Genomic DNA, 14,301 nt, shown 5'->3' with positions numbered 1-14,301 from the left:
GGACGGGCAGCGATCCGATGTGCCGTTGTTTCAATCCGAACGCCTCAAGACATCGTGTCGAGCTTGCGCTGCATGGCTGCGATCTGGTCCTTCAGCTCCTGCAGGTCGTCGGGCTTGTCAGGCGTTTCCTTCTTGGCCGGCTCGGACGCTGGCGTAGCGGCTGGTGCGGAGCCCGCGGGCGGAAACGGCGTGAACAGACGCATCGCATTCTGGAACATTTCCATATTGCGGCGCGTCTGCTCCTCCAGCGCCTTGATTGGCGTGGTGATTTTCATCATGTCCAGCGGCGACTTGCCGAGCGCACCCTTCATCTGCTCGCGAAAGCGCTCCTGCTCCTTGGAGAAGGCGAGCATCGACTGTTCGAGGAAGCTCGGCACGATCATCTGCATCTGGTCGCCGTAATAGGCGATCAGCTGGCGCAGGAACGGGATCGGCAGCATGTTCTGCCCATCCTTGTTCTCCAGTTCGAAGATGATCTGGGTCAGCACCGGATGCGTGATGTCGTCACCGGTCTTGGCGTCCTGGACGGTGAACTCCTCGCCCTTCTTGACCATCTCGGCGAGGTCCTCGAGCGTCACATAGGTGCTGGTGCCGGTGTTGTAGAGGCGGCGATTGGCGTATTTCTTGATGATGATCGGATCGTCTTTCGCGGCCATCTACATCCTCCCGGGGACACCGGCGGGCCTCTGAGTAAGCCGCCGATAACGATTGTGCCTTTTTTGAGGATATGCGCAAAAGCCTCACAATTCCAAGCAGTTTGTGCAGTGCGGGATCACTAAATGCTGCATAGCGGCCAAAATATGCTGCGCAGCAATGAGGGAACTGCCGCCCCGGCGAAGCACGACCCGCTTGTGACGCATGGGCGCCATGCCCATTTCCGGTTTGACTTGGATCATGGAAAGGGCAAGAAAAGTCGCCAACAACGCCCAAAAATACGACAGCTCGAAGTCCGGAGAAGAAAATGACCTCTGCCAATTCCATCGTCGTCGCCAGCGCCGCACGCACACCGGTCGGCTCCTTCAACGGCGCCTTCGCCGCCACCCCGGCACATGAGCTCGGTGCCGTCGTCATCAGGGAATTGCTGTCGCGCGCCGGTGTCGAACCAGGCGAGGTCGACGAGGTCATCCTTGGTCAGGTGCTGACCGCGGCGCAGGGTCAGAACCCGGCCCGCCAGGCATCGATCAATGCCGGCCTGCCCAAGGAAACCACGGCCTGGGGCCTCAATCAGGTTTGCGGCTCGGGGCTGCGCGCCATTGCGCTCGGCATGCAGCAGATCGCCGCCGGCGACGCCAAGGTGATCATCGCGGGCGGCCAGGAATCGATGTCGCTTTCGACACATGCCCAGCACCTGCGCGCCGGCGTCAAGATGGGCGACTTCAAGCTGATCGACACCATGATCAAGGACGGGCTGTGGGATGCCTTCAACGGCTATCACATGGGCAACACCGCCGAAAACGTCGCGCGCCAGTTCCAGATCACCCGCGACGACCAGGACCAGTTCGCACTGGCCTCGCAGAACAAGGCCGAGGCCGCGCAGAAGGCCGGCAAATTCAAGGACGAGATCGTCGCCGTCACCATCAAGGGCAAGAAGGGCGACACCATTGTCGACCAGGATGAGTACATCCGTCACGGCGCCACGATCGACGCCATGACCAAGCTGAAGCCGGCTTTCGACAAGGACGGCACGGTAACCGCCGCCAACGCCTCCGGCATCAATGACGGCGCCGCGGGTGCTGTGCTGATGAGCGAAGCGGAAGCAGTGAGGCGCGGCATCACCCCGCTGGCGCGTATCGTGTCCTGGGCAACCGCCGGCGTCGATCCGCAGATCATGGGCACCGGACCTATTCCCGCCTCGCGCAAGGCATTGGAAAAGGCCGGCTGGTCGGTCGGCGATCTGGACCTGATCGAGGCCAACGAAGCCTTTGCGGCGCAAGCCTGCGCCGTCAACAAGGATATGGGCTGGGATCCTTCGATCGTCAACGTCAACGGCGGTGCGATCGCCATCGGTCACCCGATCGGCGCCTCAGGTGCCCGCATCTTCAACACACTGGTCTTCGAGATGCGCCGGCGCGGCGCCAAGAAGGGCCTCGCTACGCTCTGCATCGGCGGCGGCATGGGCGTCGCCATGTGCGTGGAGGCAATCTGAGAAAAAGAGTGAATGGTGAGTGGCAAATGGTGAATGGCGGGTAGCCGTCCGTCTTCGACCATTCACCATTCACTATTGACCATTCACGAAAAACTCTAGGGAGGAGGAACTTCATGACCAAGGTAGCAATCGTCACGGGCGGATCGCGCGGCATCGGCGCGGCGATCTCGATCACATTGAAGAACGCCGGCTATTCGGTTGCCGCCAACTATGCCGGCAATGACGAAGCGGCGGCGAAATTCAAGGCCGAGACCGGCATTCCGGTCTACAAATGGTCGGTCGCCGACTATGACGCCTGCGCCGCCGGCATCAGCCAAGTCGAGGCCGATCTCGGCCCCGTCTCGGTGCTGGTCAACAATGCCGGCATCACCCGTGACGCCATGTTCCACAAGATCACGCGCGAGCAGTGGAAAGAGGTCATCGACACCAATTTGTCGGGCGTCTTCAACATGACGCATCCGCTGTGGAGCGGCATGCGCGACCGTAAGTTCGGCCGTGTCATCACCATCTCCTCGATCAACGGCCAGAAGGGCCAGGCCGGCCAGGTCAACTATTCCGCCGCCAAGGCCGGCGACATCGGTTTCAGCAAAGCTCTGGCTCAAGAGGGGGCGCGCGCGGGCATCACCGTCAATGTCATCTGCCCCGGCTACATCGCCACCGAGATGGTCAAGGCGATCGACGAGAAGGTGCTCAACGAGCGCATCATCCCGCAAATCCCCGTCGGCCGCCTCGGCGAGCCCGAGGAGATCGCGCGCTGCGTCGTTTTCCTGGCTTCCGAAGATGCCGGCTTCATCACCGGCTCGACTATCACAGCCAATGGCGGCCAGTATTTCGCCTGACGACGCGGCGATGCAGGCGGACAGCTCCACGGGCCGGTACGCCGGCCCGTTTTTCGTTGCCGGCCTGATCTTTTCGAGATATCCTCGTCGGTCGCTGACCCAATCCGGCACGCAGAGGTTAACGGCCGGCCGCTGCCCTGTGCGAAACCTGTTCCCAAGCCTGTGGATAATTGGTGGAAAACCTGTCTACAACACTAGGTATTGGGGTGAACAAACCAAGAAAATCATGCCATCGCCGATTCGTCTCCGATTCGTTCTGGCTTTGACCGGAAAGTTAACGATGGCGACCTGAATCGCCAGCCCAATCCTTAACGTTGGTTAGGAAAGATCAACAATTTCATGCCGTTGGGCGAGGGACGCCAAGCCTTCATGATCGCTCATGGGCAAAGGTTAACGTCATAGCCCTCCTAGCATGAAACGGGCCAGTTCGGGGATTCAGCATGTGGTGCGTTCGGTGGTCGCGAAACCCACATGTAGCCGTGAACAAAAGCTGAATCTGCAGGAGTCACTGATTCGTCGCCGATTCGTTCCAGACTCGTTCTATCCGTTAATCCGCAGCCGATTGAGAGCTTGACAAAGACCCCTTCTAGCCGCCGGCGGAACATTCCGCTTTCGCTTCTCGCCCGAAATCCCTATGTGTCCCCTGTCATACGCGCCAGTTGAGGCACGCTCCCGACAACCAGAGGCCAGAAGCCTTATTTCCGGATCAATGAACATCCAGCCGAAACACACTGAGCCACTGATCCTTTCGGGTCGCGACGTGACTGCCGTACTTGGGCCCACCAACACCGGCAAGACCCATCTCGCCATCGAGCGCATGGTGGCACACGAGAGTGGTATCATCGGCCTCCCGCTCAGGCTGCTGGCGCGCGAGGTCTATGCCCGCGTCTGCGAAAAGGTTGGCGCCCACAAGGTCGCGCTGATCACCGGCGAGGAAAAGATCCAGCCGGCGGGCGCGAAATATTCGGTCTGCACCGTTGAGGCCATGCCGCGCGAGACCGATGCCGCCTTTGTCGCCATCGACGAGGTGCAGCTTGCCGGCGACCTCGAACGCGGCCACATCTTCACCGACCGCATCCTGCATCTGCGCGGCCGTCAGGAAACGTTGCTGCTCGGTGCCGCCACCATGCACGGCATTTTGCAGCGCCTGCTGAGAGGCGTCTCTGTGGTGACGCGGCCGAGGCTGTCGCATCTTGCCTATGCCGGCTCCAAGAAACTGACCCGTCTGCCGCGGCGCACGGCGATCGTCGCCTTCTCCGCCGACGAGGTCTACGCCATCGCCGAACTGATCCGCCGGCAGCAAGGCGGTGCCGCAGTTGTGCTCGGCGCGCTCAGCCCACGCACCCGCAACGCCCAGGTGGCGCTGTTCCAGTCGGGCGATGTCGACTATCTCATTGCCACCGACGCCATCGGCATGGGCCTCAACCTCGATCTCGATCACGTCGCTTTCGCCCAGAACCGAAAGTTCGATGGTTATCAGTATCGCAACCTGGCGGCGGCCGAGCTTGGCCAGATCGCCGGCCGCGCCGGTCGGCATCTGCGCGACGGCACCTTTGGCGTAACCGGCCAGGTCGACCCGCTGGACGAGGAACTGATCAAGAAGATCGAAGGCCATGATTTCGATCCGGTGAAGGTGCTGCAATGGCGAACCGCGCGTTTCGACTTCGCCAGCCTCGATGCGCTGAAGCGCTCGATCGAAACCAATGCCCCGGTCGAAGGGCTGACGCGTGCGCTGCCTGCGGTCGACGCGCAGGCGCTTGAATATCTGTCGCGCGACGAAGACATCCGCGCTCTTGCCAGCAATGCCAAACGCGTGGCGCTGCTGTGGGAGGCCTGCGCGCTGCCCGATTACCGCAGGATCGCGCCGGCCCAGCATGCAGACCTCGTTGCTTCGATCTACACGGACCTTGCGCGGCATGGCCATGTCGACGAGAATTACATGGCCGAGCAGGTGCGCCGCGCCGACACCACCGAGGGTGACATCGACACGCTGTCGCATCGCATTGCCCAGATCCGCACCTGGACATTCGTGTCGAACCGGCCCGGTTGGCTGGCCGATCAGGCACACTGGCAGGAAAAGACGCGCGAAATCGAAGACAGATTGTCGGATGCGCTGCATGAGCGGTTGACGAAACGCTTCGTAGACCGCAGGACTTCCGTCCTCATGCGGCGCCTTAGAGAAAATACCATGCCTGAAGCCGAAATTAGTCCTACCGGAACCGTCCTTGTCGAAGGCCACCATGTCGGCGAGTTGCAAGGGTTCCGCTTCACCGCCGACCAGACCGTCGGCGGCGAAGACGCCAAGGCCGTGCGCACCGCCGCCCAAAAGGCGCTGGCCGCCGAGTTCGAGGCGCGCGCCGAGCGCTTCGGCGCTTCAGCCAATGGCGACATCGCGCTTGGCTCGGACGGCACGCTGCGCTGGATCGGCGCGCCGATCGGCACGCTGGTTTCCGGCGAAGACGCGCTGAAGCCGCGGCTGGTGTTGCTGGCCGACGAACAACTGACTGGCCCGGCACGCGACAAGGTCGCCGCGCGTGCCGAGCGGTTCGTCAATTTCCAGATCGAATCGCTGCTGAAGCCGCTGGTCGACCTTAAGAATGCCGACCAGATTTCCGGCATCGGCCGCGGCATCGCCTTCCAGCTGGTCGAGAATTTCGGTCTCATCAACCGCCGCGACATCGCCGAGGAGATGAAGTCGCTCGACCAGGAAGGTCGCGCCGCCCTTCGCCGGCTTGGCGTGCGCTTCGGCGCCTACCATGTCTTCGTGCCGGCGCTGATCAAGCCGGCGCCCGCCGGACTGGTGACGCTTCTCTGGGCGTTGAAAAACGACGGCAAGGACAAGCCCGGATTTGGCGACGTGGTTCACGCGCTCGCTTCCGGCCGCACATCGGTGGTCATCGATCCTGCCTTCGACAAGACCTTCTACAAGTTGGCCGGCTACCGCAATCTCGGCCGCCGCGCTGTGCGCATCGACATCCTGGAACGGCTGGCCGACCTGATCCGCCCCGCGACCAACTGGAAGCCAGGTCTCGGGCAACGCCCGGATGGCGCCTATGACGGACAGTCCTTCATGGTGACGCCGCCCATGATGTCGATCCTCGGCGCCACCGCCGACGACATGGAAGAAATCCTGAAAGGCTTGGGCTACCGCGCCGAGCCGAAGCCGCCGGCCGAGGTGAAGGCGCGGCTCGAAGCACAGGACAATGCCGCGCGCGAAGCTGCCGCTGCCAAGCTGGCGGCGGAAGAGGCGGCACGTGCCGAACAGGCCAAGGCGGCAGAAGCCGCGGCAACTGACGCGGCCGCGGAGGCAGCGATCGAAGGTTCGGAGCCGGCATCGGACGCAGTGGCCGTTTCGGACAAGCCGGCCGAAAGTCCTGCCGAAATCATCGCGGACGCCGCCGCAGAACCTACTGTGCCCGATGTGGCAGAACAGGCGGACACTCCAGTCGAAACCGCGCAGGACGAAGCCGAGATTGTTGCAGAGGCCGCCGAACCTGCGCCGGTTGAACCACAGGCAGCGGTTGAAGCTGCCGAGATTGAAGCCGCACCGGCCGAGCTGACGCCAGATGCCGCGCCCGCAACGGACGCCGCGCCAAACGAACCTGCAGCGGCGGCTGAAGCGGCCGCCAGCAGCGAACCCGCCCCGGAAGCCGAAGCGCCAAAGCCCATACTGTTGTGGCGTCAGGGTCGCTTCGAACAGCGCCCGCGCAACCGCGACGACAGCCGCAGGAACAATCGCCCGCGCAACGGGCAAGGGCGCGGCCGTAGCGATGCGCCTGTGGATGCTGTCGGCGCCCCAGCCGCAGTTCCACCTGGCGATCGTCCGGCCCATGAAGGACGGCGCGAAGGCGCCGGCAAGCCGCGCTTCGACCGTTCGAAGTTCAAGCCCAAGCCACAGGCCGAAGGAGAACAGCGGCGTGACGGCCGCCCCCAAGGCGATCGGTCGGACCGCCGCGAAGGCCGGTCCGACTGGAAGGGCGGCAGGCCGGACGGCAAGGGTGCGCAAGGCAGCAAGCCGGCTTTCCAGCCGAAGCCGCGCGAGGAACGCCCGGTGCGCTTCGATCCTGACTCGCCTTTTGCCAAGCTCGCCGCTCTGCGCGACCAGCTGAAGAAGTAGACCTGGCTCGCCTCGATGGTCGTCGAAGGCCGCCAGCGCATCGACAAATGGCTATTCTTCTCGCGCGCCGTGAAATCACGCTCGCTGGCAGCGAAACTGGTGGTCGCCGGCCGCGTGCGCATCAATCGCGACAAAGCAGCGCAGGCCTCCGATCTGGTCAAGCCCGGCGACGTGCTGACCATCACCCTCGAGCGGCGCATCTTCGTCTGGAAGGTACTTGGCGCCGGTGCTCGACGCGGCCCGGCCGAAGAGGCCCGTACGCTGTACGAAGATATCTCGCCACCGCCCGCGCCGAAGGGCGACGCCCCTCCTGATGCAATTCCGGGGCTGCGCGAGGCCGGTAGCGGCCGCCCGACCAAGAAGGAACGCCGCCAGACCGACCGCTTGCTCGGCGAAGACTGAACTGACATCCAGGAACACGCAGCGGGAATGGGCCGACGACACGCCTGAGGCAGAACTGAACCCGGCAATCAAGACGTTTCGCGGGATGGCTGACTTCCGCCGGGCCTGCCGTCTGGTATTCCATTCCCGAAACACCGGCACCACCCGCAATCGCTACCCTTGCAAGTGGCCGATAAAGGCGTTACCTGACGGAAAAAGCCCAACAAAAATGGGACGTACCGGAGCCGACCGATGACCTATGTCGTGACCGACAATTGCATCAAATGCAAATATATGGACTGCATCGAGGTCTGTCCGGTCGACTGTTTCTACGAAGGCGAGAACATGCTCGTCATCCATCCCGACGAGTGCATCGACTGCGGCGTCTGCGAGCCGGAATGTCCGGCCGACGCGATCAAGCCCGACACCGAGCCGGGGCTCGACAAGTGGCTGCAGATCAACACCGAATATGCCGATAAATGGCCCAACATCACCGCCAAGAAGGAGCCACCGGCCGACGCCAAATCCTTCGACGGCGAGGCCGGCAAGTTCGAGAAATACTTCTCGCCCGAGCCCGGCGAAGGCGATTGACAACACGGCCGCAAAGGCCTGAATTACGCGGGGTAAGGGGCACGTCACATTAACCGCCTTGACAGGCGGCGTTGACCTGTGGCGTTCGCTTATGCAGCAAAACCTTGATTCTTCCGACTTTTTGTGTTACATGAGCCAAATATGCCGGTGACACACGTCGATTTATGGCGCAGACGCCCCAAATCACTGAAAGGTGAAAATCCCATTCCGGACCAGAGCGATCTGGGCCAGGCGGTCGCAATATTGCGTTTGCCGGTCCGGCTTTTCCGGTGGGTCATCTGTTGTGCGGCAAACGATCGGCTCCCCCGATCGCGCGAGTTCGGGCCGGCAGGACGCCGGTACCACAACAAGGAGTTCAGGGCGTAATGGCTACGATCACCCCGCAGAAAAAGTCCACCGCTGCGCGTCACGGTTTTAAGACCGGCGAGTACATCGTCTACCCGGCGCACGGCGTCGGCCAGATCGTGTCGATCGACGAGCAGGAAGTTGCTGGACATAAGCTGGAACTATTCGTCATCGACTTCTCGAAGGACAAGATGCGCCTGAAGGTGCCGGTCGCCAAGGCGACCTCCATCGGCATGCGCAAGCTGTCGGAAGAGGACTATGTCGAGCGCGCGCTGAAGGTCGTGCAGGGTCGCGCCCGGGTCAAGCGCACCATGTGGTCGCGCCGCGCCCAGGAATATGATGCGAAGATCAATTCCGGCGACCTGATCTCGATCTCGGAAGTTGTGCGCGACCTCTACCGCGCCGACAACCAGCCGGAGCAGTCCTATTCCGAACGCCAGCTCTATGAGGCAGCGCTCGACCGCATGGCCCGCGAGATCGCGGCCGTCAATCGCATGTCGGAAACCGAAGCCGTGCGCCTGATCGAGGTCAACCTCAACAAGGGTCCTAAGCGTAGCGCCAAGGCTGACAATGAGGAAGCCGAGCAAGAAGAAGCTGCCTGAGCTTTTCGCCTTTGAATTTCATGAAAACCCGGCCTCGCGCCGGGTTTTCATTGGGACGATGAAGCTACAGCGATCCATCGCCGCCACTTTCCTTCTCCGCCTCCTGCTTCAGCGTCGCAATAAACCGCTTCGTCCGTTGCTTCTCAGGATTGCCGAACAGCAGCGCGGCCGGCCCTTTCTCGACGATGACGCCGGCATCGAGAAACACCACTTCCTGGGCGATCTTGGAGGCGAGGCGCAGATCATGCGTCGCCATCACCATGGTCGTGCCTTCGCTGGCGAGCTTGCCGAGCACGTCGACCACCTCTTGCGCCAGTTCCGGGTCAAGCGCCGAGGTCGGCTCGTCGCAGAGCAGAACCTTCGGCGACGGCGCCAAGGCACGCGCGATCGCCACGCGCTGCTGCTGGCCGCCCGACAGCGTCGCCGGCCAAGCGTCCGCCTTGTGCACCATCCCAACTTTTTCCAGCAGGGCGAGCGCCCGCTCGCGTGCCCTCTCCGGCGGCCATTTCAGCACCGTCACCAGCCCTTCCATGACGTTTTCGATCGCGGTGCGATGCGGAAACAGCTGGAAGTTCTGGAACACCATGCCGGTCTGCAGCCGCAGGCGCTGGATATCCCTGGCCGGAACCCTGACGCCGGGTTGGAATTCCAGCGCCTCGTCGCCGATGCGCACCGTGCCCGAAGTCGGGATCTCCAGAAGGTTGACGCAGCGCAGCAAGGTGCTTTTGCCGCCGCCTGAAGGCCCGACCAGCGCTGTAACGCTGCCTTCGGCAATGGTGACCGTCACGCCCTTCAGCACAAGGTTGTCGCCGAAGCGTTTCTCGATGTTGGTGAGGCCGATCATGAGCGCGCCTCCAGGAAGCCGCCATAGCGGTTGAGCCGGGTTTCCAGTCGCGTCTGCAAGGCCGACAGCACCGAACTCATCGCCAGATAGAGCATCGCCGCCTCGACATAGAGGATAAGCGGCTCATAGGTGGTGGCGACGATGCGCTGCGCCGCCTGGAACATTTCCGGCACGGTGATCGCGGCCGCCAGCGACGTGTCCTTGACCAGCGAGATGAAAGTGTTGGAGAGCGGCGGCACCGCGACCCGGCCGGCCTGCGGCAGGATGGTGCGCCGCATCGCCTGGCTCCAGGTCATGCCGATCGAATAGCCAGCCTCCCACTGGCCCTTCGGCACCGAGCCTATCGCAGCGCGGATGATCTCCGACGTGTAGGCGCCTATGTTGAGCGTGAAGCCGATCAACGCCGCGGTGAAGGCATCGAGCAGAATGCCGACCGACGGCAGGCCGTAGAAGATCAGGAACAGCTGAACCAGGAGCGGCGTGCCGCGAAAAATCCAGACGTAGAAGCGCACCAGCGCGACCAGGGGCTTCGGTCCGAACAGCCGGGCGAGCGCAGCACCCAGGCCGACCGTCAAGCCGAGAGCGAAGGACAACAGCGTCAGCGGAACGGTGAAGATCAGCGCCGCCCACAACAGCGAAGGCAGTGACTCCAGCATCAGTTGCAGCCAGTGCGGCACGTAAGATTCTCCAATGGTCGAGGCGGTTCATCAAGGCGTGAATGCGTCAGACATATCACGACAAAAGCGGCGGCCGGTCAAAGACGGCTCGCCGCTTCATATGTCTCGTGGGCCAGAGACCGGCCCCACCTCACAAGCTTACTTCGAAACGTCCTGGCCGAAATAGGTATCGGCGATCTTCTGGTAGGTGCCATCGGCCTTGATGTCAGCCAGCGCCTTGTTGATCGCCGCTACAAGTTCCGGATCGCCCTTGCGCACGATGACGCCGGAATAGTCAGCGTTTTCTTCTTGCGCGGCAATCTTCACATTGGCGTCGGGCTTGTGCTTCTTGAAGTCGAGGAACGACAGGCTGTCATTGATGGTGGCGTCGGCACGGCCGGTCAAAAGCAGCTGGATAGACTGGTCGAAGCCATCGGTGCCGACCAATTCGGCGCCATTCGCTTCGGCCAGCTTGCCGAAATTCGAGGTCAGCGACTGCGCCGACTTCTTGCCCTTGAGATCGGCGAACGTCTTGATGTCGGTGTTGTCGCCGCGCACGATCAGCACTGCTTTGGAGGCGATGTAAGGATCGGAGAAGGCGTACTTGGCCTTGCGGGCGTCGGTAATGCCGACTTCATTGATGACGGCGTCATAGCGATTGGCGTCGAGGCCGGCGATCAGCCCGTCCCACTTGCCTTCGAGGAACTCGGCCTTGACGCCGAGCTTGTCGGCGATCGCCTTGGCGATTTCGACATCGAAGCCGACCAGGGCGCCGGAAGTGTCATGATAGGTGAATGGCGCATAGGTGCCTTCCGTGCCGACCTTGATGACCCCGGCCTGCTTGATCTGGTCGAGATTGGCGCCGGCATTGCCTGCGGTGACAGCCAGAGCCTGCAGCGTTCCGGCGATAATGAGCGACTTCAGCCATTTCATTTTTCTGTGATCCCGTCCTTGGCCGGATATCCGGCATTGCGTGAGCGCTGGAAACTGCCAGATGCGAGGTGAGAAAATAAGGAACCGGATTTCGAAAATTACACGTTTCTGAAATTGGATTCTCCAAATGGCGTTTCTTGGCGGCGATCGAGGCTGTCACCGGTCCTGCAGACATCGTTCAAGCAACCTGATCCGCCCGGCAACAACCAGGGAACCTTTCCGGCGTACCGCACGTTCTGGCAGTTCTAGGGCACGACGCCGCCATTTCAACCGGGCGCCAGCCAAGTTTGCAAAGTCATCCGCATCGCCTGAGCCAGGGAGCGCCTCATGATGGAAGACACGGCAGGACGGATCATGGTTCGCGCGGCAATGAAGGCTCCCTACCTCGAACGTGACGAAGAGCATCGCCTGGCATTGCTCTGGAAAGAGGACAACGACCAGAACGCATTGCACAGCATCACCGTCGCCCACATGCGGCTGGTCATTTCCATGGCCTCGAAATTCCGCCACTACGGCCTGCCGCTCGGCGATCTGATCCAGGAGGGCCACGTCGGCCTGCTTGAAGCCGCAGCCCGCTTCGAGCCGGAGCGCGAGGTGCGGTTTTCGACCTACGCGACGTGGTGGATCCGCGCCTCGATGCAGGACTACATCCTGCGCAACTGGTCGATTGTGCGCGGCGGCACCAGTTCGGCCCAAAAGGCGCTGTTCTTCAACTTGCGCCGCCTGCGCGCACGGCTGGCGAATGGCGCCGAGCCGCTGTCGAACGCGACCCTATACCGCGAAGTGTCGGAGACACTCGGCGTCTCCGAAGCCGATGTGGCGATGATGGATTCGCGCCTGTCGGCACCCGATTCCTCGCTAAACATGCCGGTTGCCGATGATGCGGGTTCGACCGAGCGCATGGACTTCCTGGTCTCCGACGATCCGCTACCCGACGAGATCGTCGGAGACAAGATCGATGTCGCGCGCCGCTCGCTATGGCTGAGGGAGGCGCTGCGCGCGCTCAACGCACGGGAGTTGAGGATCATCGAGGAGCGCCGGCTGAATGACGAGGGCGCGACACTCGAAGCGCTCGGCGAGACGCTCGGCATTTCCAAGGAACGTGTCCGCCAGATCGAGGCCCGCGCCATGGAAAAGCTCAAGGTGGCGTTGGTGAAGCAGAACCCGGAGTTCATGGCGACTGCCGCCTGATCCGTAACAGACGTTCAGCAAATGAATTTGCAGCGAGCGCTTATTTGTCGGTGACGATCTTGACCTTGTCGCCGGCGGAAACCGCGGCGCCCGGCGACAGAGCATTGAGCACGCGGAACAGGTCGAGCTTGCGATCGACGCCAACCATCTGAGCCGAAAGCGAACCCATCGTCTGCCCCGGCTGGACGGTGACGACGCGGATATGCAGTGGCTTCAACGCGGCCTTTTCGGCAGCACTCAGGATACGGAACGATCCACTGACCGAACGCGCGACCGCATCCAGCGAGGTGCTGGCCGAAGGTGCCGCAGTCAACAGCCGATAGACCTGGCCGCCGGCACGGATCACGGCAATGTCGAACTGCCAGCCTTCAGCGCCGGCATGCGCCGTCGCCGCCTCGTTGCCGTTGATCGTCTCCTGCCTAACGCTGCTGTCGTCGAGACCGGCCACCCAGCCGCTGCGGATATAATCGGTCAGCGCGCGGTTCTTGTCGATCGAGACGCCATCGAAGCGGATCGCCATATCGCCGGGACCGGTTGCCGTCACCGCGGCCGCCGAATTGTCGATGATGAAACCCTGCGGCACCGAGAAGGACACGCCGAGGCCCGGATGCAGGAAGGTTTCGCCGCGCACATAGCCTTCTTCAGGCGTGTCGCCATACAGCAGGCCGTCTATGCCGGCGAGGAAGGAATCGCGGTCGCGCGAGCCGACGCCCGGCGCGCCGAACTGGCGGGCATGGCGCTGCGCCAGATCGATGCGCTGCGGCGTGTTGGGGTGCGTGGCCAGGAAGTCGAGGCTGGCATCGGTGGCGCCGCTGATCGAACGGAAGTCCGTATAGGCCGACATCGACTGCAGGAAGCGGCCGGCGGCGAAAGGATCATAGCCGGCTTCGCCGATCGATTTGATGCCGATGGCGTCGGCTTCCAGTTCTTGGTTGCGCGAGAATTGCGCCAGCCGCAGCTTGCCGCGGATCAGCGCCGCCTTGGCGGTCGGGCTGTCGCCCAGCACATCGGAAACCACTTTCGTCGCCAGGCCCTCCTCGGCCTCCAGCTGCTGGCGCTGCAGGCCGTGATTGGCGGTGACGTGGCCCATTTCATGGGCGATGACAGCGGCAAGCTCAGCCGAATCATTGGCCAGCGCCAGCAGGCCCCGGGTGATGTAGAGATAGCCGCCCGGCAGCGCGAACGCGTTGACGTTGGGCGAATTCAGGATGGTGATGCGATAGGTCTGCGTCGGGTTGGCAGACACCACCGTCAGATTGCCGACCACCTTGGCGACCATGCGCTCGAGCTTGGGGTCGGAATATTCGCCGCCATAAGTCGCCAGGATGCGCGGGTGCTGCGCCTTGGCCAGTTCGGCGAGCTTGTTGTTGGCGCCAACGTTGTCGACCGTGATCGGCTTGTCGGAAGGCTGGAAGCCGGACTCCTGTACTTCCGGCGGCATGAACATCTGGCAGCTCGCCAGCGCCACGGCAAAACCGGCCAGCGCAAGAAAACGCGCCAGCGGATTCATTCGTAGTCTATCAACGCCGATCGCCAGAACGGTTTCCTTTCGGGTCCCGGCGCATAACCACGAAAACCGGGGGCGATCTTCGGAACACGTCATGCGCTATCTTAAACTGCTGCAGCATCCGTTGCACGTCCCTCGGGCGGGCGGCG

Annotated in this window: 12 protein-coding genes; 7 read left to right on the top strand and 5 right to left on the bottom strand. The window is 62.6% G+C overall.

Going from position 1 to position 14,301, the window contains the following annotated elements; translation table 11 throughout:
• Positions 1–44 precede the first annotated feature (44 nt).
• Complete coding sequence (gene phaR / locus NKJ89_RS22680; protein ID WP_023762886.1) at positions 45–656, bottom strand: polyhydroxyalkanoate synthesis repressor PhaR; 612 nt, start codon at positions 654–656, stop codon at positions 45–47.
• Positions 657–961: 305 nt separating this feature from the next.
• On the opposite strand from phaR, the gene NKJ89_RS22675 reads away from it, so the two are divergent.
• From NKJ89_RS22675 to NKJ89_RS22650, 6 genes are all read left to right on the top strand, one after another.
• Positions 962–2,146, top strand: coding sequence for an acetyl-CoA C-acetyltransferase (locus NKJ89_RS22675; RefSeq protein ID WP_352605763.1), 1,185 nt, complete (start codon positions 962–964; stop codon positions 2,144–2,146).
• Between the two features lie 113 nt (positions 2,147–2,259).
• The gene (gene phbB / locus NKJ89_RS22670) at positions 2,260–2,985 is read left to right on the top strand and encodes an acetoacetyl-CoA reductase (RefSeq protein WP_352605761.1); all 726 of its coding nucleotides are present in this window, start codon (positions 2,260–2,262) and stop codon (positions 2,983–2,985) included.
• A gap of 709 nt (positions 2,986–3,694) precedes the next feature.
• Positions 3,695–7,102: a helicase-related protein gene (locus tag NKJ89_RS22665; RefSeq protein WP_352605759.1), complete on the top strand. Its 3,408-nt coding sequence runs from the start codon at positions 3,695–3,697 to the stop codon at positions 7,100–7,102.
• Positions 7,103–7,117: 15 nt separating this feature from the next.
• Positions 7,118–7,504: an RNA-binding S4 domain-containing protein gene (locus tag NKJ89_RS22660; RefSeq protein ID WP_352605757.1), complete on the top strand. Its 387-nt coding sequence runs from the start codon at positions 7,118–7,120 to the stop codon at positions 7,502–7,504.
• A gap of 231 nt (positions 7,505–7,735) precedes the next feature.
• A complete protein-coding gene (fdxA, locus tag NKJ89_RS22655; protein ID WP_023762879.1) occupies positions 7,736–8,074 on the top strand; it encodes a ferredoxin FdxA in 339 nt (112 codons plus the stop codon).
• Between the two features lie 365 nt (positions 8,075–8,439).
• The gene (locus NKJ89_RS22650) at positions 8,440–9,021 is read left to right on the top strand and encodes a CarD family transcriptional regulator (protein WP_352605755.1); all 582 of its coding nucleotides are present in this window, start codon (positions 8,440–8,442) and stop codon (positions 9,019–9,021) included.
• Positions 9,022–9,085: 64 nt separating this feature from the next.
• Here NKJ89_RS22650 and NKJ89_RS22645 read toward each other — a convergent pair whose 3' ends face one another.
• The 3 genes from NKJ89_RS22645 to NKJ89_RS22635 form a co-directional block, all read right to left on the bottom strand.
• Positions 9,086–9,865: an amino acid ABC transporter ATP-binding protein gene (locus NKJ89_RS22645; RefSeq protein ID WP_352605753.1), complete on the bottom strand. Its 780-nt coding sequence runs from the start codon at positions 9,863–9,865 to the stop codon at positions 9,086–9,088.
• Positions 9,862–10,542 (bottom strand): amino acid ABC transporter permease, encoded by a 681-nt coding sequence (locus NKJ89_RS22640; protein WP_031261363.1) that lies wholly within the window; start codon positions 10,540–10,542, stop codon positions 9,862–9,864. The genes NKJ89_RS22645 and NKJ89_RS22640 overlap by 4 nt, the downstream gene beginning before the upstream one ends.
• Before the next feature lie 138 nt (positions 10,543–10,680).
• On the bottom strand, positions 10,681–11,454 hold the full coding sequence (locus tag NKJ89_RS22635) for an amino acid ABC transporter substrate-binding protein (protein ID WP_023762876.1): 774 nt from the start codon (positions 11,452–11,454) through the stop codon (positions 10,681–10,683).
• A 327-nt stretch (positions 11,455–11,781) separates the two neighbouring features.
• Here NKJ89_RS22635 and NKJ89_RS22630 point away from each other — a divergent pair, with 327 nt between their 5' ends.
• Positions 11,782–12,645, top strand: a complete 864-nt coding sequence (locus NKJ89_RS22630; protein WP_023762875.1) for an RNA polymerase factor sigma-32 — start codon at positions 11,782–11,784, stop codon at positions 12,643–12,645.
• A 40-nt stretch (positions 12,646–12,685) separates the two neighbouring features.
• Here the strand turns inward: NKJ89_RS22630 and NKJ89_RS22625 are convergent, their stop codons facing one another.
• Entirely contained in the window at positions 12,686–14,155 is a 1,470-nt protein-coding gene (locus NKJ89_RS22625; RefSeq protein ID WP_352605751.1) for a M48 family metalloprotease, read from the bottom strand.
• Between the last annotated feature and the right edge of the window lie 146 nt (positions 14,156–14,301).

This window comes from Mesorhizobium sp. M0047 (assembly GCF_040323315.1).
Lineage (GTDB): Bacteria > Pseudomonadota > Alphaproteobacteria > Rhizobiales > Rhizobiaceae > Mesorhizobium.
This window is presented reverse-complemented; position numbering and strand designations above follow the sequence as displayed.

Coding starts and splice junctions, on each gene's coding strand:
- NKJ89_RS22635 (WP_023762876.1), bottom strand. CDS start 11,454: ATGAAATGGCTGAAGTCGCTCATTATCGCCGGAACGCTGCAGGCTCTG.
- NKJ89_RS22630 (WP_023762875.1), top strand. CDS start 11,782: ATGATGGAAGACACGGCAGGACGGATCATGGTTCGCGCGGCAATGAAG.
- NKJ89_RS22645 (WP_352605753.1), bottom strand. CDS start 9,865: ATGATCGGCCTCACCAACATCGAGAAACGCTTCGGCGACAACCTTGTG.
- phaR (WP_023762886.1), bottom strand. CDS start 656: ATGGCCGCGAAAGACGATCCGATCATCATCAAGAAATACGCCAATCGC.
- NKJ89_RS22675 (WP_352605763.1), top strand. CDS start 962: ATGACCTCTGCCAATTCCATCGTCGTCGCCAGCGCCGCACGCACACCG.
- NKJ89_RS22650 (WP_352605755.1), top strand. CDS start 8,440: ATGGCTACGATCACCCCGCAGAAAAAGTCCACCGCTGCGCGTCACGGT.
- fdxA (WP_023762879.1), top strand. CDS start 7,736: ATGACCTATGTCGTGACCGACAATTGCATCAAATGCAAATATATGGAC.
- phbB (WP_352605761.1), top strand. CDS start 2,260: ATGACCAAGGTAGCAATCGTCACGGGCGGATCGCGCGGCATCGGCGCG.
- NKJ89_RS22660 (WP_352605757.1), top strand. CDS start 7,118: ATGGTCGTCGAAGGCCGCCAGCGCATCGACAAATGGCTATTCTTCTCG.
- NKJ89_RS22625 (WP_352605751.1), bottom strand. CDS start 14,155: ATGAATCCGCTGGCGCGTTTTCTTGCGCTGGCCGGTTTTGCCGTGGCG.
- NKJ89_RS22665 (WP_352605759.1), top strand. CDS start 3,695: ATGAACATCCAGCCGAAACACACTGAGCCACTGATCCTTTCGGGTCGC.